The organism is Pseudalkalibacillus hwajinpoensis (assembly GCF_015234585.1).
GTDB lineage: Bacteria > Bacillota > Bacilli > Bacillales > Guptibacillaceae > Guptibacillus > Guptibacillus hwajinpoensis_B.
In genome coordinates this window covers 1,702,176-1,728,218 of sequence record NZ_JADFCM010000008.1, presented here as the reverse complement: position 1 = coordinate 1,728,218, position 26,043 = coordinate 1,702,176, and the positions used below count along the sequence as shown (strand labels likewise).

The 26,043-nt window shown below is 39.3% G+C and carries 27 protein-coding genes and 7 tRNA genes; 24 read left to right on the top strand and 10 right to left on the bottom strand.

Annotated features, from left to right (window positions below):
• The first annotated feature begins 3 nt into the window (after positions 1–3).
• The 9 genes from panD (at position 4) to nth (ending at position 9,594) form a co-directional block, all read left to right on the top strand.
• Positions 4–387 (top strand): aspartate 1-decarboxylase, encoded by a 384-nt coding sequence (panD, locus tag IQ283_RS20460; RefSeq protein ID WP_194221895.1) that lies wholly within the window; start codon positions 4–6, stop codon positions 385–387.
• Positions 388–598: 211 nt separating this feature from the next.
• Complete coding sequence (gene dinG, locus IQ283_RS20455; RefSeq protein WP_194221894.1) at positions 599–3,394, top strand: ATP-dependent DNA helicase DinG; 2,796 nt, start codon at positions 599–601, stop codon at positions 3,392–3,394.
• A gap of 43 nt (positions 3,395–3,437) precedes the next feature.
• Positions 3,438–4,262, top strand: a complete 825-nt coding sequence (locus IQ283_RS20450) for a ComEC/Rec2 family competence protein (RefSeq protein WP_194221893.1) — start codon at positions 3,438–3,440, stop codon at positions 4,260–4,262.
• 324 nt (positions 4,263–4,586) lie between these two features.
• On the top strand, positions 4,587–4,757 hold the full coding sequence (locus tag IQ283_RS20445) for a YpmA family protein (RefSeq protein ID WP_098443938.1): 171 nt from the start codon (positions 4,587–4,589) through the stop codon (positions 4,755–4,757).
• Positions 4,758–4,769: 12 nt separating this feature from the next.
• Positions 4,770–5,267: a DUF5590 domain-containing protein gene (locus IQ283_RS20440; RefSeq protein WP_194221892.1), complete on the top strand. Its 498-nt coding sequence runs from the start codon at positions 4,770–4,772 to the stop codon at positions 5,265–5,267.
• Positions 5,268–5,289: 22 nt separating this feature from the next.
• Positions 5,290–6,477 (top strand): pyridoxal phosphate-dependent aminotransferase, encoded by a 1,188-nt coding sequence (locus IQ283_RS20435; protein WP_194221891.1) that lies wholly within the window; start codon positions 5,290–5,292, stop codon positions 6,475–6,477.
• Between the two features lie 146 nt (positions 6,478–6,623).
• Complete coding sequence (asnS, locus tag IQ283_RS20430) at positions 6,624–7,916, top strand: asparagine--tRNA ligase (RefSeq protein ID WP_194221890.1); 1,293 nt, start codon at positions 6,624–6,626, stop codon at positions 7,914–7,916.
• Between the two features lie 210 nt (positions 7,917–8,126).
• Entirely contained in the window at positions 8,127–8,843 is a 717-nt protein-coding gene (locus tag IQ283_RS20425; protein ID WP_194221889.1) for a DnaD domain-containing protein, read from the top strand.
• Positions 8,844–8,931: 88 nt separating this feature from the next.
• Entirely contained in the window at positions 8,932–9,594 is a 663-nt protein-coding gene (gene nth, locus IQ283_RS20420; protein ID WP_194221888.1) for an endonuclease III, read from the top strand.
• Between the two features lie 103 nt (positions 9,595–9,697).
• Here nth and IQ283_RS20415 read toward each other — a convergent pair whose 3' ends face one another.
• Complete coding sequence (locus tag IQ283_RS20415) at positions 9,698–12,418, bottom strand: PBP1A family penicillin-binding protein (RefSeq protein ID WP_194221887.1); 2,721 nt, start codon at positions 12,416–12,418, stop codon at positions 9,698–9,700.
• Between the two features lie 78 nt (positions 12,419–12,496).
• Positions 12,497–13,102 carry a Holliday junction resolvase RecU gene (gene recU, locus IQ283_RS20410; protein WP_194221886.1) on the bottom strand — a complete coding sequence of 202 codons (606 nt, stop codon included), beginning with the start codon at positions 13,100–13,102 and terminating at the stop codon, positions 12,497–12,499.
• Between the two features lie 98 nt (positions 13,103–13,200).
• Here recU and IQ283_RS20405 point away from each other — a divergent pair, with 98 nt between their 5' ends.
• The 5 genes from IQ283_RS20405 to IQ283_RS20385 all read left to right on the top strand — a co-directional run bounded on the left by IQ283_RS20405 (position 13,201) and on the right by IQ283_RS20385 (position 16,358).
• Positions 13,201–14,151, top strand: coding sequence for a DUF2515 family protein (locus IQ283_RS20405; protein ID WP_242057402.1), 951 nt, complete (start codon positions 13,201–13,203; stop codon positions 14,149–14,151).
• 333 nt (positions 14,152–14,484) lie between these two features.
• On the top strand, positions 14,485–14,979 hold the full coding sequence (locus tag IQ283_RS20400; RefSeq protein ID WP_194221885.1) for a MerR family transcriptional regulator: 495 nt from the start codon (positions 14,485–14,487) through the stop codon (positions 14,977–14,979).
• Between the two features lie 107 nt (positions 14,980–15,086).
• Positions 15,087–15,449 carry a YppE family protein gene (locus IQ283_RS20395; protein ID WP_194221884.1) on the top strand — a complete coding sequence of 121 codons (363 nt, stop codon included), beginning with the start codon at positions 15,087–15,089 and terminating at the stop codon, positions 15,447–15,449.
• 102 nt (positions 15,450–15,551) lie between these two features.
• A complete protein-coding gene (locus IQ283_RS20390) occupies positions 15,552–15,806 on the top strand; it encodes a DNA alkylation repair protein (RefSeq protein WP_194221883.1) in 255 nt (84 codons plus the stop codon).
• A gap of 54 nt (positions 15,807–15,860) precedes the next feature.
• Complete coding sequence (locus tag IQ283_RS20385) at positions 15,861–16,358, top strand: hypothetical protein (protein ID WP_194221882.1); 498 nt, start codon at positions 15,861–15,863, stop codon at positions 16,356–16,358.
• 51 nt (positions 16,359–16,409) lie between these two features.
• On the opposite strand, the gene IQ283_RS20380 is transcribed toward IQ283_RS20385, so the two are convergent.
• Positions 16,410–16,613, bottom strand: coding sequence for an alpha/beta-type small acid-soluble spore protein (locus IQ283_RS20380; RefSeq protein ID WP_098443926.1), 204 nt, complete (start codon positions 16,611–16,613; stop codon positions 16,410–16,412).
• Between the two features lie 174 nt (positions 16,614–16,787).
• On the opposite strand from IQ283_RS20380, the gene IQ283_RS20375 reads away from it, so the two are divergent.
• Both IQ283_RS20375 and IQ283_RS20370 read left to right on the top strand, forming a co-directional pair.
• Positions 16,788–16,952: a hypothetical protein gene (locus IQ283_RS20375; RefSeq protein WP_194221881.1), complete on the top strand. Its 165-nt coding sequence runs from the start codon at positions 16,788–16,790 to the stop codon at positions 16,950–16,952.
• A gap of 268 nt (positions 16,953–17,220) precedes the next feature.
• A complete protein-coding gene (locus tag IQ283_RS20370; RefSeq protein WP_194221880.1) occupies positions 17,221–18,429 on the top strand; it encodes a D-alanyl-D-alanine carboxypeptidase family protein in 1,209 nt (402 codons plus the stop codon).
• A 54-nt stretch (positions 18,430–18,483) separates the two neighbouring features.
• Here the strand turns inward: IQ283_RS20370 and IQ283_RS20365 are convergent, their stop codons facing one another.
• The 7 genes from IQ283_RS20365 to kynU all read right to left on the bottom strand — a co-directional run bounded on the left by IQ283_RS20365 (position 18,484) and on the right by kynU (position 23,740).
• Positions 18,484–19,398 carry an NAD(P)/FAD-dependent oxidoreductase gene (locus tag IQ283_RS20365; protein ID WP_194221879.1) on the bottom strand — a complete coding sequence of 305 codons (915 nt, stop codon included), beginning with the start codon at positions 19,396–19,398 and terminating at the stop codon, positions 18,484–18,486.
• A 10-nt stretch (positions 19,399–19,408) separates the two neighbouring features.
• Complete coding sequence (locus IQ283_RS20360; RefSeq protein WP_194221878.1) at positions 19,409–19,942, bottom strand: 5' nucleotidase, NT5C type; 534 nt, start codon at positions 19,940–19,942, stop codon at positions 19,409–19,411.
• Positions 19,943–20,139: 197 nt separating this feature from the next.
• Entirely contained in the window at positions 20,140–20,304 is a 165-nt protein-coding gene (locus IQ283_RS24445) for a YjcZ family sporulation protein (RefSeq protein ID WP_370314233.1), read from the bottom strand.
• Positions 20,305–20,416: 112 nt separating this feature from the next.
• Positions 20,417–21,799, bottom strand: coding sequence for an alanine/glycine:cation symporter family protein (locus tag IQ283_RS20350; RefSeq protein WP_194221877.1), 1,383 nt, complete (start codon positions 21,797–21,799; stop codon positions 20,417–20,419).
• Positions 21,800–21,922: 123 nt separating this feature from the next.
• Positions 21,923–22,207 carry a spore coat protein gene (locus IQ283_RS20345; RefSeq protein ID WP_194221876.1) on the bottom strand — a complete coding sequence of 95 codons (285 nt, stop codon included), beginning with the start codon at positions 22,205–22,207 and terminating at the stop codon, positions 21,923–21,925.
• An 11-nt stretch (positions 22,208–22,218) separates the two neighbouring features.
• A complete protein-coding gene (locus tag IQ283_RS20340; protein WP_194221875.1) occupies positions 22,219–22,404 on the bottom strand; it encodes a hypothetical protein in 186 nt (61 codons plus the stop codon).
• 58 nt (positions 22,405–22,462) lie between these two features.
• Positions 22,463–23,740: a kynureninase gene (kynU, locus tag IQ283_RS20335; RefSeq protein WP_194221874.1), complete on the bottom strand. Its 1,278-nt coding sequence runs from the start codon at positions 23,738–23,740 to the stop codon at positions 22,463–22,465.
• A 162-nt stretch (positions 23,741–23,902) separates the two neighbouring features.
• On the opposite strand from kynU, the gene IQ283_RS20330 reads away from it, so the two are divergent.
• From IQ283_RS20330 to IQ283_RS20295, 8 genes are all read left to right on the top strand, one after another.
• Positions 23,903–23,987, top strand: a tRNA-Leu gene (locus tag IQ283_RS20330).
• A gap of 8 nt (positions 23,988–23,995) precedes the next feature.
• Positions 23,996–24,072 (top strand) — tRNA-Arg (locus IQ283_RS20325).
• Positions 24,073–24,086: 14 nt separating this feature from the next.
• Positions 24,087–24,163: transfer RNA gene (locus IQ283_RS20320), tRNA-Met, on the top strand.
• A 17-nt stretch (positions 24,164–24,180) separates the two neighbouring features.
• Positions 24,181–24,265 (top strand) — tRNA-Tyr (locus tag IQ283_RS20315).
• A 4-nt stretch (positions 24,266–24,269) separates the two neighbouring features.
• A tRNA-Gln gene (locus IQ283_RS20310) sits at positions 24,270–24,344 on the top strand.
• 5 nt (positions 24,345–24,349) lie between these two features.
• A tRNA-Gly gene (locus IQ283_RS20305) sits at positions 24,350–24,423 on the top strand.
• A gap of 91 nt (positions 24,424–24,514) precedes the next feature.
• Positions 24,515–24,588 (top strand) — tRNA-Arg (locus IQ283_RS20300).
• Between the two features lie 134 nt (positions 24,589–24,722).
• Entirely contained in the window at positions 24,723–26,033 is a 1,311-nt protein-coding gene (locus tag IQ283_RS20295) for an ATP-binding protein (RefSeq protein ID WP_194221873.1), read from the top strand.
• Positions 26,034–26,043 lie beyond the last annotated feature (10 nt).

Here is a 26,043-nt window from a genome sequence, read left to right as displayed (position 1 = left end):
AACATGTTTCTAACAATGTTGAAGGGGAAAATTCATCGAGCACGTGTGACAGAAGCAAATTTGAACTATGTAGGAAGCATCACAATAGATGAAGATATTATCGAAGCGGTTGGTATGCTACCGAATGAGAAAGTTCAAATCGTTAATAATAATAATGGTGCAAGGTTGGAAACGTATATTATTCCTGGGGCAAGAGGGTCAGGTGTAGTTTGTTTGAATGGTGCTGCAGCTCGTCTTGTTCAAGAGGGCGATGTCGTCATCATTGTCGCTTATGGCATGATGAGTGAAGAAGAAGCCAGAAACTTTACGCCTCGTGTTGCGATTATGGACGAGCACAATACGATCATCGATATGATTGGGGTAGAGCCTGAGGCGACTATATTATAAATACCTACGCTCTGGACTTTGGTCCAGGGCTTTTTTTTTGAATGGCCATCCTAGTTTTACTCCTTTCAAATCATATCCTCACAATCGAATCTATCGCATTTTCGTGGATTCTTATCTCAGCTTATAAGAAATTATTTTCCGTTCCATAGAAAAAATGATAAAGTTAGTAAGGTGACCGCTTGAACGGTTTAAGCAACTGAGGTGAAAACGTATGAATCGATATACAATTATAGATTTTGAAACAACCGGTAATTCCCCCAAAAACGGGGATCGCATTATTCAAATTGGACTTGCTGTTGTAGAGGATGACACGATCGTTGACCGATATGCTTCGTTTGTTAATCCTGAAAAACCACTACCGTTATTTATTCAGCAGCTGACAGGGATAACGGATGAAGATCTTAAAGATGCGCCACTATTTGAAGAAGTCGCACCTGAACTTCTTAAACGTCTTGACGGTGCTTATTTTGTTGCGCACAATGTTCGATTTGATCTTAATTTCATGAATGCACAGCTTGATTCAAGTGGATATGAGGCTTTTACTGGACCAACGCTCGATACAGTAGAACTTGCACGAATCCTCTTGCCTACAGCAGAGGCCTATAAATTATCTTCACTAGCAGAGTTTTTAGAAATCCAGCATGATAATCCGCATCAAGCAGATAGTGATGCGGAGGTAACAGCGGAACTTTTGCTTTATCTATTTGATAAGATGGATGATTTACCGCTCGTAACGTTAACGCAGCTCGAGGAGCTTTCAACTCGGCTTTATAGTGATATAGAAGTAGTCCTTCATGAGCTTATTCAAGATAAGCAGAGACGGATTGAGCCTGAAGGCAATTTTGAAGTGTTTCGGGATATAGCGATTAAATTACAAGAGCAAGTAGACGAAGTTGAGTCACTTCAGAAGCGTATCGCGTTCCATGATGCCCAAAATGAATTTGAGGAAAAAATGTCTAAGATTATCCCCGGTTTTGAAGTGCGAGAAGGTCAAAGTGACATGATGAAGCAGGTTTCAGAAGCTTTTGAAACAAATCAGCACATTTTGATTGAAGCTGGGACGGGTATAGGAAAATCTTTAGGGTATTTATTACCTGGGGTTGTTCATGCCAAAAATACAGGTAAGCCTGTTGTTGTCAGTACGCATACAATCCAACTACAAGAACAGCTATTACAAAGAGACCTACCGTTTCTTCGTGATATTTTGCCGTTCCCTTTTAGAGCCACGATTATTAAAGGCAGAAGTCATTATTTGGATTTAACGCGATTTGAACAGCAGCTTCATCATGTAGAAGAAGATAATTATGATACGATTTTAACGAAAGCTCAAATTCTCGTATGGTTGCTAGAAACAGATTATGGGGATGTGGAGGAATTAAATCTCTCTAGTGGAGGCAAGCTTTTTTGGCAACAGGTGAAAAGCGATGCCGCTGTATCTGCAAACCACCGTTCTCCGTGGTTCTCCCGTGATTTTTACCATCGAAGAAAGCGCTTTGCGATGAATGCTGATTTAATCATCACAAATCACGCTTTATTATTTAGTGATTTAATTAACGACCATCAATTATTACCCGCTTATCAACAGGCAGTAATTGATGAAGCCCATCATCTAGAAGATATTGCTACAGAATTCTTCGGTATTAAAACGGATTACTTTTCTATTCTACAAGGGTTTGTTCGGATGGGATTAAAAGATGGTGATGGCATTTACGGAAAGGTAATTAGTATCCTCAAAAACCTTGAAATTGAAATAGATGAAACCAAAAGGGAAATTGATGCTTATGTGAAGACGATTCTTGGAGATGTAGATGAGCTTTTTCGCATGCTTCACCGTTACGTTCAGAAAAACACTCGTCGTTCGAATGAAATTGGTCGATTAAGCTATCGTATTTCTGATGAAAACGGTCCTACATGGGAAGCTATTCAAGAAGCAGCTCATCGATTAGTGTTCTACTTGAAAGATTTGGATAAAGGTTTAAAGAAGGTAGAAAAAGAACTTGATTTAAAAGAAGATGAACTCACAAGAGAGCAATTGAACACTTCAGCTGATTTTAAAGGAATTCATGCTTCTGTTTTGGAGGAACTTTCAAAAGTAGATTACCTCTTACTAAACGAAAGCGAAAATGATGTGAAGTGGGTGGAGATTGATCCGAAGGGCTCATTAAATTCAGCCTTTTTGTTTAGTAGACCTGTTGAGGTAGGTTCATTACTATCAAGCGACTATTTTGGAAAGAAAAAGAGTATTTTGCTTACCTCTGCAACGCTAACTGTCAGAAATTCGTTTGATTTCATTATTAACAGACTTGGATTAGAGGAGTTTGGGCCACTTATTCACCAATATCATTCTCCATTTGATTATAGTGAACAGGCAAGGCTAATGATTCCGACTGATTTACCAATGATTAAAGATGTATCGGACAATCAGTTTGTAGACCATATTACAGAAGCGATTCTTCGAATTGCCCGCGTGACTCGAGGGAGAATGCTCGTTCTCTTTACATCTTATGATATGCTCAAAAAAGCTCACCACCGTATGAAGGAACTCATTGTTCATGACGAGTTAACTTTGATCAGTCAGGGCGTAGATAGTGGAAGTAGAGTAAGGCTTACGAAGAATTTCAAGGAAAGTGAAGAAGCGATTCTGTTTGGTACAAGCAGCTTCTGGGAGGGCGTAGATATACCAGGCGAAGACTTAAGCTGCCTTATCATTGTTCGTCTTCCATTTTCACCACCAGATAATCCCGTTTTTCAGGCTAGATCAGAGCAATTGAAGCAGTCAGGTGGAAATCCATTTATGGAACTTTCTCTACCTGAAGCAATCATTCGATTCAAACAAGGTTTTGGTCGGCTTGTACGATCACAGCGAGATCGAGGAGCTGTGTTTGTATTTGACCGCAGAATCATTTCTACAAGATACGGTCGTTCATTTGTAAAGTCACTCCCTGACGTTCCTCTTATGAAAGGGACAACGGAAGAATTAGTAAATGAATTAGATCTCTGGTTATAAAGCTCCACTTCATCACAAACTAATTCTACAGGAGGGTTTTGTGATGAAGAAATTACTTTTACTTAGTGCGAGCTTCCTTTTTTTTAGTTTGGCTTGCCCGGGTGCTGACGCAGCTATCCAATCTGTTGACTTACACCTTAAGCACCACGAAGTAGCCGTAACTTTTCTTGATCTATCAATTGGAGAAGCGGTTTTGATACAAGGATCAGATGGAGAGGCAATTCTGATTAATACAGGGAGTAGCCTTTCCGAAAAAGAGCTAATGAATCGACTACAGATGTACCAGGTGAAGGAGCTGAGAAAAGTTTGGCTTACGAATGCTGAGGAAGCTTATACGGGAAACTTCACTGCATTGCTCAAATATTTTGATATAGACGAAGTATTTTTATCTGATCAAGCAGAAAAGGCATTTCTTACGAAGATACCAACTCATCTTCAAAAGACTAACTTAAAGATAAATCAAAAGCTTACACTGATGGATGGCGTTGATGTCGAAATTATAAACATATCTAAGGCGGGTTCTGTAACATTTGTGCTATCCTTAGGAAGTCAGGATTTACTACTGATGGGAGAAACGAATCTCGAACTTGAGGAAGAGATCGCGTCTTCCGGGAGAGCAGTAGAGGTATTGAAAGTTGCGAATTTCGGATCAGGTAATGGAACTTCAACCGAATTATTGAACGCCATCGATCCACAAATGGCCGTGATTTTTCGTCACAATAACATTGATGTAAGTGAATCAGTGCTTGAACGGTTAAGTGAAAGCTGGACTGATGTCTATTACCCATACCGAATCGGAAGCGTAACCCTAAGGTTGCAACATGATCGTTATGACGTTATCACACTTCCTACTAAAGAAGTTAGATGAAAATTCGTCATAGTATTTGTTGCAAAATCCCGTAACTTATTTAAAAATAGGAATAGAAAAGAAGCCGTCCTATATTCTTATAGAAAAAGTGTCTCATATCTCCATGAGGGATCAATGAATCGCATGAAACCGTCCCACTAAAATAGCCTGCGCAAGGCGCAGGCACTGTTGGAAGTGGAGCAGATATAGTGCACCGTCTTTGACGGTACTTATAGTTTGTCACACCTTTTTGCATCTATAAGTAGTAAATTTATCCCTGAGTGAGAAAACGTCTCTATAAAAGGATTGGCAGCTTAAAACACATACTATAGGGAGATGACAGCAATGGAAAGCAACATTGAAGTATTGTCGACTGTGAAGGTTAGTAAATCCCTCGATATTTACAAAATTGTTGATTCGTTAAATCGCACCTTAAAAGAAAAAGATTTAATGTTTGGACTTGCACTTGATGAAGAAGACCAGGACCAGATGATTTTTACAATCTATCGTACATAATAGGGTGAGCGAATGCGAGTAATAGGAATAATTGCAGGCGTGATTTTAGCAGTTTTGATCTGGCAAGGCATTTCATTTTATTCTTCCGTAACCGATCAACCTGATCGGCTAGAAGAAAAAGCGATTGAGAGAGCTGAATCGGAATCGGTGATAGAAAAAGTTGATGAAGCGGTTCAATATCATGGTACAAATAGTGCTTATGTTGTCTTAAAAGGTAGCGATGCAGATGGAGATCAGGTTTATGTTTTCGTGCCACGAAAGGATGGGGCGCTTGTCACAAAGAAAATAGAAGACGGCGTTACGTTAGAAGCCATCAAAAAGAAGCTTTCTGAAGAATTTTCTCCACAAGAAGTCATTAATATTAAACCAGGTATTGAAATCAATCAAGAAGAGAAGCAAGTGCTTGTATGGGAAGCCACATTCATTGATACCAACAACCGCTATACATTTGCATATTATTATTTTAGTAATGGTGAATATTGGCGATCTCGTTCAATAAAACAAAGTTAATGTGATTAAGGGAGGAAGAGAAATGAATTTATCTAAACGTGTAGCAGCTCTTACACCGTCTGCTACGCTTGAAATAACTGCAAAAGCAAAAGCATTGAAGGCTGAAGGACATGACGTTATCGCATTAGGTGCAGGTGAACCAGATTTTAATACACCATCTCACATTCTTGAAGCAGCGAAGAAAGCAATGGATGAAGGGTTAACAAAATATACTCCTTCTGGAGGCATTCTTCCTCTAAAAGAAAGTATTATCGCTAAATTCCAAGAAGATCAGAATATAACGTACAAAGCTGATGAAATTATTGTATGTACTGGAGCGAAGCATGCTCTCTACACATTGTTCCAGGTAATACTAGATGAAGGTGATGAGGTTATTATTCCTACACCTTACTGGGTTAGTTATCCTGAACAAGTTAAGCTTGCTGGTGGCAAGCCCGTTTATGTAGAAGGTAAAGAAGAACAGTCATTTAAAGTGACAATTTCTCAACTTGAAGCAGCAGTAACGTCCAATACAAAAGCTGTGATCATTAATTCTCCTTCTAATCCAACAGGATCGATCTATACACCTGAAGAGCTTAAGCAAATAGGTGCATTCTGTTTAGAGCATGACATTCTCATTGTTTCTGATGAGATTTATGAAAAGCTTGTGTATGATGGAGCAGAACATACTTCTATCGCACAGCTTTCACCTGAATTGAAGGATCAAACGATTATTATTAATGGAGTATCCAAATCCCATTCCATGACAGGGTGGAGAATCGGTTATGCTGCAGGGAGAAAAGAGATCATTAAAGCAATGACAAACCTTGCAAGCCATTCCACTTCAAATCCAACTTCCATTTCCCAATATGCAGCTCTAGCAGCGTATGAAGGGTCACAGGAGCCTGTTAGTGAAATGAAAGAAGCATTTGAAGGTAGATTAAACACCGTTTATGAACAATTAAATGCGATTCCTGGATTTACATGTGTGAAGCCACAAGGAGCATTCTATCTTTTCCCTAATGCTAAAGAAGCGGCAGAGAAGACAGGTTTTGATTCTGTTGATGCGTTTGTAAAAGGCCTTCTTGAAGAAGAGAAAGTAGCGCTTGTACCTGGATCCGGCTTTGGTTCTCCTGATAATGTTAGGCTTTCATATGCAACATCACTTGAGGTGATTCTTGAAGCCATAAATCGAATTGAACGATTTGTTAAAACGAAACAGACAGTTTAAGCAAGTTGTTGTATGGTCAAATAATCGGTATAATAAGAACCGAACAATAGATTCATCTATTTAAACAAATTAATTCATGGCGCTATTCTCTTATTGTATAAAGAATGTGCGCCAATTTTTTCTAATTAGTTGGAGGGAAATAAGAAGTGAAAACAACGATTTCTAACGTAAATAAACAGGTTGAACAAACCGTTACAATTGGAGCCTGGTTACATAATAAACGTTCAAGCGGAAAGATCCAGTTTCTTCAGCTTCGCGACGGAACGGGATTCATTCAAGGCGTTATGGTTAAGAAGGAAGTAACAGAAGAAGCATGGGAAGCTGCTAAGAATTTAACTCAAGAATCTTCAGTATGGGTGACAGGAGTTGTCCGTGAAGATGATCGTTCACAATCAGGATATGAATTAACTGTTACTAACATTGAATTAATTCATGAAGCTGTGGATTATCCAATTACGCCAAAAGAGCATGGTACAGAATTCTTAATGGATAATCGTCACCTTTGGATTCGCTCTAGACGCCAAAACGCTATTCTTCGCATTCGAAATGAGATTATTCGTGCAACTTATCAATTCTTTAATGAAAATGACTTCGTTAAAATTGATCCGCCTATTCTAACAGGGAGCTCTGCAGAAGGTACAACAGATCTATTCCATACAAAATATTTTGAAGAAGATGCTTATCTATCACAGAGTGGACAACTTTATATGGAAGCAGCAGCTATGGCTTTTGGACGCGTCTTTTCTTTTGGTCCAACATTCCGAGCTGAAAAATCAAAAACGCGCCGTCATTTAATCGAATTTTGGATGATTGAGCCTGAGATGGCATTTATGAATCATGACGAAAGTCTTGAAGTTCAAGAGCAGTATGTTAGCTTCCTTGTAAAATCTGTATTAGATAATTGTCAACTTGAGTTAAAAACGCTTGAACGTGATGTTTCGAAACTAGAAGCGATTCAAGCGCCATTCCCTCGCATTTCCTATGATGATGCGATTACGCTATTGAAAGATAAAGGCTTTACAGATATTGAATGGGGCGAAGATTTTGGTGCTCCTCATGAAACTGCAATCGCTGAAAGCTTTGAGAAACCAGTGTTCATTACTAATTATCCTAAGGACATTAAGGCGTTCTATATGAAGCCTGATCCTGAGCGTGAAGAAGTTGTTCTATGCGCTGATTTAATCGCTCCAGAAGGTTATGGTGAAATCATTGGAGGTAGTCAGAGAATTGATGATTTAGCACTTATGGAGCAGCGATATGAAGAACATGGTCTTACAGACGATGCATATAAATGGTATCTTGAACTTCGCCGCTATGGTTCTGTTCCACATTCTGGTTTTGGTCTTGGATTAGAACGAACTGTGGCATGGTTATCTGGTGTGGAACATGTGCGTGAAACAATTCCGTTCCCACGTCTTTTAAATAGACTATATCCGTGATAAACTAACAAAGCTGACGCTTCTTTCAATGTGAAAGAAGCGTCTTTATCTGATGAAAAAGCCGTAGGTTAAAGCATTTCACGAAGTGAAGATGGATAAGATTAGAAGATGAGAGGAAAAAATGGTATGTACGTGAAAGTACATAGCCAGATTTTTCTACTCCCATCACAAAATGCCGGCGTGCTATAATGAAAGGTAGAGGTGGATGGGATGAAGAAGGAACACATCATTCAAATCATTAATGAAGGTCATGTTTCAGTACCAAGGCTCTTGCTCAATTACTATGTTAGCGTTGGTTTACATGAAGAAGATGCCTTCTTTTTAATTAGACTACACAGTTTTATTGAACAGGGGAATTCTTTTCCAACACCGGAGGAACTTGCCCAAGCAATGACATATTCACCACAAGCTTGTCTAGATAAAATACAGCAGCTTATGCAAAAAGGTGTTTTAACGATCGAGGAACACCAGAATGAATCGAAGAATTATTATTCTGAAGTCTATTCGCTAATCCCGTTGTGGGAGCGAATTTTTAAGGCGATCGAGCAAGAAGAAGCAGAGAAGGCTGCTGCGAAAAACGATGAGAATGAAGAAAGTCTTTACACGTTGTTTGAGCGTGAATTTGCAAGGCCACTTTCCCCCATTGAATGCGAGACGCTTGCCATGTGGATAGATGGTGATAAGCATGATGCTGAGTTAATTAAAGGGGCGTTAAAAGAAGCTGTTCTTGCTGGAAAGCTAAACTTTCGCTACATTGACCGCATACTCTTTGAATGGAAGCGAAACGGCATTAAGACATTAGAGCAGGCACGTTCCTACGGAGAGAAGTTTAGAAAGCACCAATATGATAAAAAAGCACCTGCTAAGCCTGATGTGAAGAAAGATTCAGGTCAGAGTGCTCCTATATATAACTGGCTTGGAAGATAGGTCATATGTAAAGCGGAAGTGTTGCTTCCGCTTTTTGTTTATGAACAAATTAAAGCCTATACTAGACATAAGAAAGGAAGACGGACTTTTGCTAACGAAAGCCAAGATAAGAACAGTTCTTGATACGATGGGAGAGATGTTTCCAGATGCCCATTGTGAATTGAATCATTCTACTCCATTTGAGCTTGCTATTGCAGTTGTATTATCAGCTCAATGTACAGATGCATTAGTAAACAAAGTTACTCCTGGTTTATTTGAAAAATATAACGGTCCTGAAGACTTTCTTCAAGTACCCATAGAAGAACTCGAGAACGATATAAGAAGGATCGGCTTATTTCGAAATAAAGCAAAAAATATAAAAAAGCTTGCCAGAACGGTTGTTGAACAATATGGCGGTTCTCTTCCTGAATCGAGGGAAGAGCTAATGGAGCTCTCAGGTGTTGGAAGAAAAACGGCTAACGTCATTGCTTCAGTAGCTTTTGATGTTCCGGCGATCGCCGTGGATACCCACGTTGAGAGAGTGAGCAAGAGGCTCGGTATATGCAGATGGAAGGATTCCGTTCTAGAAGTTGAGAAGACGCTCATGAGAAAAATTCCAGAAGAGGAGTGGTCCGTTTCTCACCATCGTTTTATTTTCTTTGGAAGGTACCATTGTAAAGCTCAATCTCCGCAATGTGAAATTTGTCCACTTCTCGAGCTATGCCGAGAAGGACAGAAGAGAATGAAACAGCGTGCTCGGAAAGGCAAATAGATTTTATGTATTATTACAATGAATTAATAAACAGAACTAGTTAGTCTTTAAATCAAATAAGTATAAATAAAGCCCAATCTGCATTGCAGATTGGGCTTTAAAGCTATTCTTCCTCATTAGGTGGTGTGCTGGCTGGTGGAGCGTTTGAACCTGTGTTTCCTGTGTCACCAGGATTATCAGTCTCAGATCCAGAATCATTGCCAGATCCAGAACCGTCACTAGAACCGTTCCCAGACCCGTTCCCAGACCCGTTACCAGGATTTTCTCCAGAACCATTGTTTCCTTGATCCTGGCCTCCGTTACCACTTTCATCAGTGTTGCCACTTTGGTCGTCAGCTGGAGGTTCTTCTTCTCCCTGATTGTCACCACTGTTTCCGTCTCCAGCATCGCTATTTTCATCATTACCTTCGTCCGGCGGTGTTTCACTATCTTCGTTTGTATCTTCTTCTGTAGGCTCCTCAGGTTCCTGTTCTTCTTCTTTAGGAACTGATACGGATGTTTCAGCCGGCTTCGTTGATACTCCTGAGTCTGAAACGGCTGTTACTTTAAATTTATATTCGCTACCTTTTTGGGCATTTTCTAACGTAAATCCAGTATCTCCTGTTTCGGTCACCCCTTGATAACCTCCACCATTTACAGCCATTTCCACTTTATAAGTGAAGCTCTTATCTTCACCAGGCTGCCATGATAGTGAAATGCTATTGGAGTCAGCATTATACTTTCCAGAAAGTCCTTTGACGCCGTCTGGTTGTTTGTACTTATCAGAAGTCTTTTCTGGCGTACTACCTTTTACAAATAGCTCATAGACGATCTGATCCTTTGGCGTGTAGTCACTTGGCAATAGACCAGTGCTTTTCTCAACGCCAACCTCTACGACCGAGTCGGGCTTCTGGAAGTCGGCAGTATTAATACCTTCAGATACTTGGCTCATAATTTCTTTGAAAAGGAGCTTGGAAGTATCATCTTCGCCTTTGCTAGAATCTAAATAGTGCTTATTTGGTTCGTTAAATCCTGTCCATACTGCCATGGAATACTCCGTAGTATATCCAGCAAACCAGGCATCTCTTACAATACCTGATGTAGGGAAGCCTTGTGATTGAACGACTTCTTGAGGATGGTTTGTCGTACCCGTTTTACCAGCGACAGGTAGACCGGAAATTTTAGCATCTGTTCCAGTTCCTTCGTTTACGACGGATTTAAGCATATCGCTAACCATGTAGGCTGTGTAATCATTCATTGCCTTTACTGGTTCAGGTTCGATGTTAATCTCTCTTCCGTCAGGAAAGACCACTTTTCGTACCGTGTGAGGCTCATTATACGTTCCACCGTTACCGAAAGCAGCATAAGCACCAGTCATTTGAAGGGGGGAGGTGCTAAATGTTCCGATAGCAGCAGTAGGTACCATGTCTTCATCTTTCAAATCCATACCAAGCTTGTTAGCAAACTCTTGAGCAGGTTCTTTACCAATCTCAAGGAAGGTGTTAACAGCCGGAACGTTATAAGACATCTCGAGAGCACGTCTCATTGATACTTGACCACGATACTCGCGGTCCCAGTTACGAATATTAGCGTCACCTATTTTTAGAGGCTCATCTTTAATGGAGCGGCCAGTTGACCACTGCTCGGTATCAATTGCAGGACCATAAGCAACAATCGGTTTAGCTGTTGATCCTGGCTGAAACTTTCCTGTCGTTGCGTAAGTAATTACGTTCTCATCTTTACGCGTTTCACCAATGGCTCTAATCGAACCAGTTTTAGTATCCATCAGGACAAGCCCTGAGCGCATATCTTCATTCGAATAAGGATAGTTTGCGATGACATCAGTTGTAATATCTTGAGCGCGCGTATCAAGGGTCGTGTAAATTTCAAGTCCCCCTGAGTAGATATCTTTTTCTGAAATATCATCACGTTCTCGTAGTTCTTTCACAACCTGATCCATGAAGACTTTATATTGATCTGTTTCTTTATCTTCTGTTAATGCAACAACCATGTCACTAACTTTTTCTGCTTGATATTTGTCAGCTTCCTCAGCTGTAATAACGCCCTGTTTTTCCATCAAGCTAAGAACAACATTTCTACGCTGTTCGGCCTGATCAGCGTATTCATATGGATTATAGTAGGTAGGACGCTGCGGAAGTCCCGCTAGTAGTGCGGCCTCTCCAGGTGTTAAGTCTTCTTCTGTAATGTTTTTGCCAAAATAAGTTTCGGCTGCATCAACAACTCCCCATGCACCATTACCGAAATAAATTTTATTTAAATACATTTCTAAGATCTGATCTTTTGAATATTCTTGTTCAAGCTTAATGGATAGATAAGCTTCTTGAACTTTTCGTTCTAATGATTTTTCAGATGTTAAGAGAGAGTTCTTGATGACCTGTTGTGTAATCGTACTAGCACCCTCGGCGCCAAACCCTTGCGTAATATTTGCAAGAACAGCTCCGCCAATCCTTCGTGGATCAATTCCAAAATGATCATAGAAACGAGTGTCTTCAACAGAGACAAAAGCATTTTTTAGAATATCCGGAATCTCATCAATTTTAGCGACTTCTCTTGCATCGGTTCCTGCGAGAGTTTGAACTTCTTCATCCTTTTTATCCAGTATGATGGAGGACTGTGGATTCGTAAGCTTTTCTGGATCTAGCTCTGGTGCATTGTTGATATAAGCAATAGAGGTGATTCCTCCAGCAACTAAACCAACTAAAAACAAAATAACGAGGGTTAGAAAGATTTTTTTGAAAATGCCTTTCTTCCCAGCTTTCTTCGGGGACTTCTTTTTCTTGTCATTTGATTTACGTCGTTCTTGACGTGATTGATATTCACTCATGAATATTCCTGCCTTTCAAGCCTGTACTGTTAATAGGATTCGAATGAATCCTTCATTTTATGAATTAAAACCAATTGTTTAATAACTGAAGTACATTTTATCAATAATTTTGATATAGTCAATGCGCGGTTGATAGGTATAAGGAATAAGCGTTCCCTGCTTTTCAATCTCTTCTTTTTTTATGGATTTTCTTCCACCATTTTTCATTGTTTCCCAGTGGGAAAAGAGCATAGCGGCATCCATTAAGAAAACTTCGTCAGTGATTGAAAAACGTAAAAGCACAAAGCATATTCCGTTATGCTCATGAACTTGTTTCATATGTTCAATTTGATGTTGATGAAAGTTACTTAATGGAAAAGCTGTTTTGTTTTTTGTTTCCTTCGCTTCAAAATCCACATATCTGCCTTTGTATACGCCATTATAATCAGTTGTAGATGCCTGCTTAAAGTAGGCCTCCTTTATCACGGCTGCGCTTCGTTTGGGGTAATCAACGTTAACAATTTGAACAGGCGTAGGCTTTTTGTGTATAACAGCTTTGCCTGTTGAGAGATAATACGTATTACTATGATTAATATCTTCCTCTAATGTCATACCGCGATTGCTGTATGTTTTTTGTTTCTGACTTGCTAGCTGATTCTGAGCCGAAGGGACGTACGGCTTTCCGTTCGGATATCGAATCGGCACGTTAACCATCCTTTCTGTATAAAAGGTGCACTGAATCTATTTTACTTTACTTATTACGAGTTGTACGACAAAAATGTTTCAAGCAGGTGAAAAAAATTGTGGAGAACGTCCCTAAAACAATCACAAAAGCGATAGAAAAATGGAACATTGACAATATTTCACGTACCGTATTTTATCAGGAATTTTTCAATCGGAATCCAGAAATAAAATGGTCGTTCCTCGCCGCAATGGTTTCTAGAAATGCCGGTTGGAGTATGACTGACTTACAAGGAGAATGGTTTCCTAAGGCAATCAAGGAAGAGCAATTAATAAAGTTATTCCTCGCATATGAACGAGCAAATTGGATCATATTTGCAGATGCAGCCCCACAGCTATTGCTCTATGAGCTAGGAAAGAAAGCAAACACTTCCTTCTTTCATTTTGGTAGAGATCTTGGAATATCATGCTTTATGTTAGAAGAATGGAAAACTTTTCTTGAGTTGGGTGATCAGGATCGTTTAATGACGGCGTTAATTATTAATGAGCAGCACGTGATTGAAGGACCGCTTATGGAACATCATTTATATGCTAAGAAGGTATTTCATTCATTGCTATTCACCGTTCAAGATTGGTTCCATTTTAGCACAGTTCTTTTTCCGACAGTGAGGGGAGAGCTATTTGGTTTATCAGTTAGTGGTTTTCGTCATACGCGTAACCGAATTAAGCTAGGAAAAAGCTTAGCTAAGCTCCTCTTTCATCCTAATTATTTTAGTGCATTTTATCATTTTGCAATGAAAGTTGCTCCAACGGGATCACGCTACGATTATGAAAGGTTCATGGGGAAAAGAAGAGAGGGACCAATGTTAAGACAGGTTTATCCAATTATTCCTCATCATCAACAGGATAAGAAAGATTGGTTTAGAGGTCAATTACTAGTAAAAAAAATGATGAAAGTTGAATCGGAATTACCAGATAAAGTTCTCATTTCAGATTGGTATGAAAGAAAGAGAAGTCAGATCAGAATTGCGATGGAAGTGGAAAATCTGCTCATACAAAAAAGCAGGAAATAGCCCTGCTTTTAAGTGGAAGGTCGATCTGGTCCTTCCATTTTCTTATTTCCATATCCAGTTCTAGTTTCTTCCTCAGTTTTACCCTTACGTTTTGTTTGATCAAGTTTTTGCTTTTTGGTCATTATTTTGACACCTCCTTACTTTAGTTTGAGCAGATGTTACAAAAACATTCCTATTCATTGTCGAAATCCTTTTCCTTTAGCATTAAACCACTACCTTTGCCGAAACCGTACTAGTTTTGTCAACGGAGAAGGCAAACAAAAAAGAAAGGCGAATATTACGTATACAAACTAACAGGCGAAGGCCTGAGAATGACAGAGGGGATGGGATTGCATGTTATTAAAAACAAAGCAAGTTTCGGATGAACTTGGTGTAAACCCTACTACTGTTCAGCGTTGGGTTAAGTATTTTGACCTATCATGTGAGAAGAATGAACTTGGCCACTTTTTATTTTCTAATGAAACACTTGAGGAGCTAAAATCGATTAAAAACGATTTAAGAAGGGGTTACTCAATGGAGAAAATTAAATCAGCTGGTAAAAACAATTCAAAAGTAGCAATGGTATCACCGGAACGGTTTGAGCAAAGGTTAGATCGCTTCTCAGTAAGGCTGGAACAGCTTGAGCGACAGTTGGATGAAAAAGCTAATGAGGTTATCACCGTTCAAGTTCTTCAGCATCGATCTGAACTGGAAGAGCTAGTAAAGAAAGTTTCTTCATTAGAAGAAAAATTATCTGAGCTTGAGGATCATACTTCAATACAAGAGGCAGTAGGTCAGTCGACGGGCAAAGGCAAGCGTCCCTGGATCATGAGTTTATTCAGTTTCTAGAGATCTTTACGTTCCCTTCTGACCTTATGTCCTAAATGGATATAAGGTTTTTGTATGTGTTTGGTGACCAGTGAGTATGGTAGGATAAGGGAGTAGGGGTGAATGAAATGGAAGATACACAAAAATTACTAAAGCTAACAAAGCAGCTAATCACAATAAATGAAGAAGCGAGGGTTCAATATACTACTCGCACACATCTTGATACGTACAAAGTTAACTTCTATGAAGAAGTGAAACCTTTTGCCGATCGAGCACTTGAGATTTTGAAGGTATGGGAGCCATTAGCAAGAGCATGGGTAATGGAAAACAAACCTAAATATTTATATCCGATTCAAATAAAAAATACATTCGAAAATATCGAAATGGTTTCAGTTGTGGCGTGGCAGAAGGATACTGGACCTAAGAAATTTAATGAGCGTGTCCAATCTGTTGAATATGTACTTGAAAAAATAATTGAGCAAGTAACATAACGAGCTTGAGACTCGTTTTTTAAAAGTTAATTTCACATACCATACTAAAATGAATAAATTTCCCTTTTTTTGAGTAACACTAAAGAAAAAGGGAGTGAGTTTATGACTGCGTATTTGTGCCCAAGATGTAAAACCAATCGAATGAGATTTAATAAAATTGAGCAAAAAGCGACTTCAGTTAAATTAGATCCTCAATCTGGAGAAGTGATGTCTATTATAGAAGAGGGGAAAGCTGATCCATTCCATATGGTTTATAAAGGACCAAGTATACGAGTTCAATGTGGGGCTTGTGGCGAAATTGGAGACGAAGAAACCTTTATTCAATTTGCTCGATCACATCCACGTGCTAATTCTTAATGACTTTTCCCTCCTTTATTCATGATATAGTGAGAAAGCAAGGAGGGGGACATGATGTTTGATCCAACTATATATGAGAATGTAAAAGTAGTTCTTGAGGGAGAGCTATATGATCGAGATCTTGATGGTGAGATCTCGATCATCAATCGAAAAGATCTGGTTGATTTAGCTTCTCTTTCAAGAAAGTATCAAGTAGAGTTTAGTGAAAATGAGCATGTGAATGTAACGATCGAACTTTTTGCTGATCTAGCTAATTTCAGTGCGGAGCAGCTTAAGCTAGAGCATGTTCAAGCAGGATGTGAAATCAAAATTCTGTTTGATGTTGCGATATCCGATGCAGAGGACTGTGAACAGATTGAAGAAGATATCCGAAGTATTTGGGGTTATCGACCTGCTATCCGACAAACGATATCTTTCCCATACGAGGATGAGGAACAATTAAAGACTCACATTGTTTTAGAATTTAACCGTCGAATTAATGAAGATCAAATAAGTGATCTTTCGGAGTTAATTGCACATGCTGTACAAACTTCAACATTACTTGGAGAATAAAGAAGAAGGCGGATTGCTCCGCCCTCTATATCCATACTATGCAGTTGGTGATTAGTAGCTTCCGCCGCCCATTTGCTGTTCAGCCATTTGGACAAGGCGCTTAGTGATTTCTCCTCCAACAGAACCGTTAGAGCGAGCAGTGGAGTCTGGGCCAAGTTGAACGCCGAATTCGCTAGCAATTTCGTACTTCATTTGATCTAAAGCCTGTTGTACACCAGGGACTACCAGATTGTTTGAGCTATTGTTGTTTGCCATGTTGTGTACACCTCCTTGACTAATATAATGCTCAGGAGTAAAGAATGATATACAATCTTAATATAGGAACTTTTTGGTAGTTACTGAGACATTCATTTTCTGAAAATTTAGAGGGTTCTGTATTTAGGTGACGAATATGTTATTTAGAGACTAATGAACTGGAGGGATATAAGAATGGATCGCTTTATTACTAAGACAGGATTTTATCAAAACCTCGATAAAAGAAGGTTGGAATATTGGTTGGTGATATCTGAAGAAAATAAAGTGCTTGTATCCTGGGTCTGCTGGAGTGCCCCTCAAACCATGGTAGAGCAGTGGAAAGGATCGTATGCTTCTTAACTAAACCGCCCTGAGCGGTTTTTATTATGGTTGAATTGATTTTTACTTCTATCAAATTTAGGATTCACAAATAAATAAGAAAATGAAAAATTAGTTCATTCCAATACTTTTATATTAAAAGTTATTAAGGAGGGTATAAAGAAATAAGTATTTTCTGTTTTACCACTCTTAGCTATAATAGAAAACGGATCAGGTCTTTTATACTAGACAATGTATGAAAATATGTAACGAACAGTTTAAATAGCATTTTAAAGAAAGAGGAGCTTCCATGATTCTAAAACACTATTCGTATCTTATAATGGTCATATGTTTAACTGTAAGCTTATTTCCATCAGTAACGCAAGCACAGGAACCACCAAATGTAAGAAGCGAAACCGCTATACTGATCGATGGCAAAACAGGACAAATTCTTTTTAATAAGAATGGCGATGACGAAATGTACCCAGCGAGTATTACAAAAATTGTGACTGCATTTATGGCTGTTAAATCCGGAGAGATGGATGATATGGTAACGGTAAGCGAGCGTGCACGTAAAGCAGATGGTACTAGGGTGTATTTGAAAGAAGGAGAAATCGTTTCGTTAGAAAAATTAGTTAAAGGAATGATGGTTAATTCCGGAAATGATGCTGCAATCGCTATAGCTGAGCATTTAAGTGGAAGCGTGGAATCGTTTTCTGAAGATATGAACGAATTTTTACGTGAAGAAATTGGTGTCAAAAATACGAATTTTGTTAACCCAAATGGACTTTTTAATGAGAATCATGTAACGACTGCAGAAGATATGGCTAGAATAACACAGTACGCCATGAAAAATGAGCAGTTTCGATCTGTGATAGGAATCAAAAAATTAGAATGGGTTGGAGAAGATTGGGAAACGACGCTTATTAACCATCATCGACTCTTACTCGATTATGATTTTGTTACAGGTGGAAAAAATGGGTATGTCTCAGAGTCTGGCTTCACTTTAGTGACAACCGCATCAAAAGACGGTCAAGAATTGATTGCTGTTACGATGAAAGCAAACGATGATCAAATCGCTTATCAGGACACATTATCCATGCTTAACTATGGGTTTAATGCTTTCACGCCGGTTGAGTTTAAGAAGGGGACTGAATTAGGATTTGGAAATAATGAGGAATATAGTCTTTCTGAGGATATGACCCTTTATCAAGTTGGAGATGACGAGCTAGATCTTACCATATCTGATAACAATATTCTTGAAAGTAAAGGGGATTCATATGTCTCCATTCTGGATGCTGATTTTCTTGAAGTGAATTCTTTAGAAGAAGACAAAGATGCGACAATAGTGGAAACTGAAACAAAACCAGCAGCAAAAGTAAAAGATGAGGAAACAGCATCATTGCTGTCTAGTGAAAACATTTTCTATTTTGGGATCGGCGTTTTTGTGGTAATTTTACTTTCTTTATTTTTTGGAAGAAGTCACTCTTCTCAAAAAAGACATCGAACTTTTCCTTAAAATCAACTTTCAAACCTAACATTGAAAACTAAAAAAGGACCTCAGGGTCCTTTTTTAATTTTCAAGAAAGAACGATAGCTGTTTGACAGAGGTCATTCCTTGTCCAACTGAGGAGGCGATACTTGATAACAGCGGTCTAGTGCAAACATCTCCTGCAGCATAGACGAATGGCAGAGATGTTTCACCATAAGGGTTGCATCGAATGTATCCTTCCTGATCGACGTCAATGCCATCCTCGTAAGGTTCAGTGTTTGGTTTAACACCAATTCGAATGAACAGACCATCTACCACCATTGTAAAGTGATGATCTTCGTCAGCGAGGAATAGTTTCTTCTTTCCTTTTCCATCTATTTGTGTAATAAATGTTTTTGTAAGTATGTCGATGTTAGGGTGGAGCATGACAGGTTCTTTGTATTCCTTACGAGCTTTAAAACAATCAGAACGATGTATTAGTGTAACTTGAGCCCCAGCTTCAGCAAGAAGAAGAGCTCCTTCGAATGCGCGGTCTCCGCCCCCGATTACAGCAACATGTTTGCCTTTGAATTTCAATTTATCTCGAGTTGCCGAGTATACTTCATTTTGCTCGATCATTTCTTGTTCACCAGGAACATCTAGCCTACGTGGGGAAGACCCTGAAGCAATAAGCAAAGAGCGAAATGTATATGAATTGCCTTCTGCTGTTTGAAGTATCCGATTAGTCCAATCGATCGACTTAACGCAAGTGTTTGTAACATAATCACATTTGATTTCCTCAGCATGTTTTATGAACTGTTCCTGTAGAACCTGACCGTTTGCAACCACCATACCTGGGTAGTCTACAATTTGATTATAGATTGTACTTAATTGCCCCCCAAGGCTATCCTTTGCTTCAAGCAATAAATGATTAATGCCTAGTCTTTTAGCCCATATTCCAGCAGAAATTCCAGCGGGTCCTCCACCGATTATTAGCAAATCTGTTCGTTGAGTCACCACTGTACCCTCACTTCCATGTTGAAAGCCACTCTTCAAATTCCAACCAGTTATTCACGCGAGGGACGTCGACATATTGATTATAACGATAGTTCATCGCAATGGCCATTCTCCCTGAATTTTTAAATGCGATGAGGTTGTGAGGAGCATCATCAAATAATAAATCTCCGCGAATCATTTCTTTTCTATGCGAGAAAATCAAATTTCTTTTGCCGATAAACGGAAGGTGTTTTTCTACCCATTGTTCTTTTTCAGTGTAAGCATATGTACGGCTACTCGTGACAATCATTACGTCATACACGGATGAAAGACGTTCCATTACTTCAATAGCATGTGGTAGAGGCTTGAGTTGAAGAAATAGACCTGGCTGATCAAGGTATTCATAAATTTTATCTCCACACTCATTTTTTACATAGTCTTCAGATCGCCAGCATTCAAGTTTCTCAACAGACAAGTCGTCATTGTAATCATGATTGTATCTCCGGTGCCATTCAGACATAAGGTCACATATAACCGAATCCATATCGATTAATAAGGTTTTCATTGTCTCACTTCTTTCATCATACATTCTTTATCACTATAACAGGCAATGTTAATTGGAACAATTGTTCAGGAAAGGACATGGAACGAACGTTCTTGATTTTTGACTCACCAAAAAATGAATGAACTATAAATCGAAAATTAAGCTAACATAGCGTAAATAAAAAAAGCAAGAACCAAGTGGCTCTTGCTTGTTAAAAACTAACATTTAATAAAAGCTGTACCTACTATAATAAGCAGGATAAATAGTACAACAATTAGCGCAAAGCCATTTCCAGCTGGTCGGTGACAAGGCATGCCGTAAGAAGCTCCAGCTACTGGTTGGTAAGGCTCATTTCCGTATGGTGCATTGTTTGCATGATACATATTAGGTCCCCCTTTAAATTCTCTTTCTTTACCACTGTATGTTTCCGTCTAGAAAAGATATAGGCAGGAGCGGAGAGGAACCTAAATTAGGTGAATGTCCCATGTAAATTTCTTAAGAACTAATGCCTTTGTCATTCGTTTGGGCTTGCTTTAAGAAATTTAATTTGTAGTCATCTGTTAGTTCTTTCACTTCCTTACTAAGGAATAAGATCGCAATAACGTTTGGGATAACAAACAAGGCGAGTGTAATGTCGACTAGCTCCCAAACAAATTGAAGTCCTCCTATAGCCCCAACAAAAATAGAAATAATATAAACAAATCGCATTACTCTAGAAAAGGGTGTGCCAAATAAGTATTCAGCTTGTTTCTCACCATAAAAGACAAGGACACCTATCGTACTGATAACAAAAATTAAAAGGAGGGAGGAAACAAAGATGGGGCCCCATGTAGCTCCCATTAGTCCAGAGAAAGCATCTGAAACCATATCAGCTGCATTTGAGGGTTTAACGTCTTTCCAAGCTCCGGAAAGAAGCACTGTAAAAGCTGTTACTGTGCAGAGAACGATTGTATCGATAAAGACGCTGAAAATGCCCCATAATCCCTGTCTACATGGATGAGGCGTATGTGCAGCAGAATGGGCAATAGACGCCGTACCCATACCAGCTTCGTTTGAATAAAGCCCTCTAGCAAGGCCCCATCTAACAGCTGCAGCAAAACCAGCTCCGGCAAAACCTCCAGCTGCTGAGATCGGTTGAAAAGCATGTACGAAAATAAGGTTCATAACAGCTGGAAACTCTTCTATATTAATCACCATAACGCCGATAGCGCCTGCAATATATGTAAGTACCATGAATGGAACAATCTTCTCAGCTACAGAACCAATTCTACGTATTCCACCGAATACAACAATTGATATAAGGATAATTAATAAGACACCTGTTATCCAGGTCGGTAATCCAAAAGAACTTTCTGAGAGTGTTGAAATGGAGTTAGTTTGGACCATGACACTTGGAATGATTTCAATCATCAGTCCAAAAGCGAATAGAGATGAAGCGAACTTCCATCCCAAGCCTTTTTTTATGTAATACATTGGGCCACCAACATAAACGCCGTTTTTGTCTTCCTCTCGGTATTTGATCCCAAGAACAATTTCTGAGAATTTTGTTGACATTCCAATAATTGCGACAATCCACATCCAGAAAATAGCGCCAGGTCCTCCAAAAGCGATTGCCACAGGAACCCCAACAATGTTTGTAGCACCTGCAGTAGATGCGAGAGCGGAGGCAAAGGCTTGAAATGGAGAAATTGTTCCATCACCTTTTTCTTTTTTGAAAATTTTACCGATGGTATGTTTTAAAGCGTGGGGAAAAAAGATTATTTGAAAGAAGCCGAGGCGGATTGTTAAAAATAATCCACCGCCTAAGAGTAAAATCATCATAGGATAACCCCAGATGAACGCGGAAAATTCAGTTATTGCATTAAGAATATAGTCCATATCAATCTCTCCCTATAGGTAATACTCATTTAATTATCCATATAAAGGGAGGCTGAAACGCTATTTACAAAATTATGAAAAAATGAGCATAAAGACACAGAGCCGGTTTTCACCGGCTCTGGATTAATGGACCTGGGGAGGCTGATTATTCTGTTGTTGCTGCGGAGCTGTTAGTTGGTTTTTAACTTGTTGAATTTCATTGGTTTGTGCTGGGGCAGCTGGCTGATAATACCCTTTTTGTTTAGCGTATTGATAAAGGTTATACTGTCGCTGCTCATCGGTATTTCTAATTTGTTGAAGAGCCTGACGAAGTTGTTGATTGTCAGCTTGAGAAATGACGCTCCCGTAATTACTTAAGCTGCTGTTCAACACGGACAAATAATCATTTACCATGTCTTTCTCATTCATAAAATCCCTCCTTAACTTAAGAAGCCGATTAATTGTTGTTGTGTGTTGCGTGCGTCTTGTGCATCCTTTTGAAGCATTTGCTTAAGCTGCGGACAAGTACAAGATTTGGCATAGGAATCAAGTTTGTTTGCGAGTGTTTCATGTCCGCCGATCATGTGACGCAGATTTTGAAGTTCAAGTTCGTTCAGCTGAGTCATCCTGTTTCCCTCCTTCATTTCACATAGTATGAATGGAGAAAAACCAAATTATACTCACTTAAGCGATAACGTTTCGCTCGTTAGAAAACTGCTGATACGTTTTTTCAATCATAATACTCTTTAGAATTTGGACAACATGATAGACATCTTCAAATGATGAATAGAGAGCAATTGGTGCAAGGCGAATGACGTTTGGTGAGCGGAAATCTGGAATGACGCCTTTTTGTTTTAGCGCTTTGCAAATTCGAGCAGCTTCATCGTGCTCGAGACAAATATGCCCACCCCGTCGATCATCTTCTGATGGATTAGTGATCGTAAAACCATCTTCAGCAAGATTTTCTTTAATAAGACACATTAAATAGTTGGTAAGAGACAATGATTTTTCTCGAATCGCATCTATGCCAGCTTCGTTCATCAATTCCAAAGCTCCTATTAAAGGAGCCATACTAAAAATGTGGGGTGTTCCTATTTGAAATGCGCCAGCGGTTTCGGCATGAGTAAGCGTATGGCTCATATCGAATTGCATTTCTTTCTTGGAACTGAACCATCCAGCAAGACCAGGTCGTCTGCCAAGGTGGTTTTCGTGCACAAAAAGTCCACCTACACCACCAGGGCCGCTATTTAAGTACTTGTATGTACACCAAACCGCGAAGTCAACGTTCCAGTCGTGAAGTTTATGAGGAATGGCTCCGATTGAATGAGCTAGGTCAAAGCCAATGATTACCCCTTTAGAATGGGCTGCTTTTGTAATTTTTTCTATATTTAGTAATTGTCCGCTCCGATAAAGTACGGAAGGGAGGAGAATAAGGGCTACAGTTTCATCGATGGCCTCAATGATATCCTCTTCCAGGATTGTTCTTCCGTCACGGCTCGGAACTTGTATTAAATTAGTTTCTGGGGATAATCCATGGAGTTCAAGCTGACTTTGAATAGCGTAAATGTCAGATGGAAATGTTAAAGAATCGGCTAGTATTTTTGTTTTGTTTCCAGAAGGTTTAAAAAAAGTAGCGAGCATTTGATGAAGGTTAGTTGTAATTGAACCGGTAGTAATTGTTTCAGAAGCATGTGAACCGATTAGCGTTGATGTCATCTCACCGATGTTTTCTGCCATATAAAACCAGGGCTGCTTTCCATCAGACCAGCCATCAATTCCATGTTGCTTCCAGTCATCAAGAGATCGAAGAAGGGAGGCTTCTGCATTCTTTGATAGAAGACCAAGTGAATTACCATCCAAATATAGCGTATTTGGATTTAAGTAAAACTTATCACGAAAATGGGCTAAAGGGTCTTTCTTGTCGAATTCTTTTGCGCCTGTAATGGACTGTGATAAACTCATATGTAACAGCTCCTTTTCTACAACTTATCGTATGAGAGGGAGAAGAGCATGTCAACGCTTTCACTCTTTGCAATAGAAACTTTCTACATTTTTTTAGAATAATGATTGACATATTAAATGGTTCAATGGTATATTATTAAACGTCGCTGATACACAACATATGCGGGTGTGGCGGAATTGGCAGACGCGCTAGACTTAGGATCTAGTGTCTTACGACGTGGGGGTTCAAGTCCCTTCACCCGCACCATATATTTTGCGCCCGTAGCTCAATTGGATAGAGCGTCTGACTACGGATCAGAAGGTTAGGGATTCGACTTCTCTCGGGCGCACCATACATAATTTAAGTGGCGGTGTAGCTCAGCTGGCTAGAGCGTACGGTTCATACCCGTGAGGTCGGGGGTTCGATCCCCTCCGCCGCTACCATATTACAATTTCATCATGGAGGGGTAGCGAAGTGGCTAAACGCGGCGGACTGTAAATCCGCTCCCTCAGGGTTCGGCGGTTCGAATCCGTCCCCCTCCACCATGATTGGGCTATAGCCAAGCGGTAAGGCAACGGATTTTGATTCCGTCATGCGTTGGTTCGAATCCAGCTAGCCCAGCCATATTTGCGGGTGTAGTTTAGTGGTAAAACCTCAGCCTTCCAAGCTGATGTCGTGGGTTCGATCCCCATCACCCGCTCCATTACATATTCTAGAAGAGTTTTAAAAGCTACTTCACAATCTGATTTTAATCATGGTATACTTTTGTTGAGATGAAATACCATTCATATCGTGCGCCTTTAGCTCAGTAGGATAGAGCAACAGCCTTCTAAGCTGTGGGTCAGAGGTTCGAATCCTCTAAGGCGCATACCTATAGCTCCTTGAATAAGATTACTTATTCAAGGAGTTTTTTTATCCTATTAATGGCACATGTGTGTTTGCACATACGCTTCATTTCCAATAAACTAGTAATTAATAAATCACTTAGGAAATGGTGACGAAATGAAGCGATATAAAGGAAGAATTATATCTGTTGTAACGTTTTTAATAGCGATTTTATTATGGGATTATTGGCTTTATTCTGTTAATGGAATTAAAATCAATTGGTTAATGGACATATTCTTTACGATCTCAGTTATGGTAATTGTTTGGTGGTACTCGTCATATTATGATCGCTCTGTCATACTTCTGTCCAAATTAAAGGATAGTGAGGAAAAATATCGTAAACTATCAGAAAACTATAATAGTGTCATAAACAGCTTAAACGAAGTTGTTTTTCAAACTGGAATAGATGGTAGTTGGATCTGGTTGAATCAAGCGTGGGGAGAGTTAACTGGTTACGACGTTCAGGAATCAATAGGCACATACAGCTTATCTTATATACATCCAGATGATCGGCTGAATTTACATAAAGAATTATCTCGATTCCAAGATGGCGCCGGTAATTCTAACGTATTTGAATTCAGGGTCCAGAAAAAAGGCGGGGGATTCGTCTGGTGTGAGGTCTTTATTAAATATGAATATAGCTCTAAAGGAAGCTTTGAAGGAATGACAGGAACGATTAAGGATAAAACCTTTAGAAAGCAATCAGAAGAGCGATTACTTAAAACCAATGAAGCCCTTGCGGTTAAATCTGAAAAGTTAGCATCAGCTGCACAGCTTGCCGCTGGCATTGCGCATGAAGTTCGGAATCCTCTAACATCAGTAAAAGGATTTCTTCAACTGCTTGAGAAGAAGGAATCCACTATGCCGTATTTTGAAATAATCTTTTCAGAAATATCACGTATCGAATTAGTGCTAAGTGAACTTCTAACGCTAGCAAAGCCGCATAGTACGTTATTTACGAATGTTGAAATGAAAGGTTTATTAAAACAGGTCTCGACCTTGATTGAGTCTAATGCTCTATTGAACGATGTGACTTTACAAACGAGTTTTGGGGATGAGGAAGCGGTTGTTTTTGCTAATCCTAACCAAATGAAGCAAGTATGCATTAATCTCATGAAAAACGCTATTGAAGCAATGAGTCATATGGAGCAATCGAAATATCTTCATTTGAGTATGGATGTTCAAGAGATGTTTATATCTGTGCGGATTACCGACAATGGCGCGGGTATTTCTAAAGAAGATATTGATCGACTAGGGGAACCATTTTTTACAACAAAAGAGAGTGGTACTGGGCTTGGGTTATCAGTGTGTTTGAAGATTATAGAACAACACGGAGGAGAGTTATTAATTGAGAGTGAAGAAGGGCGAGGGTCTACATTTGAAATGAAACTACCTCGTCTTATGATAGATCAGCACATATTGGAATGAAAGGGGAGTG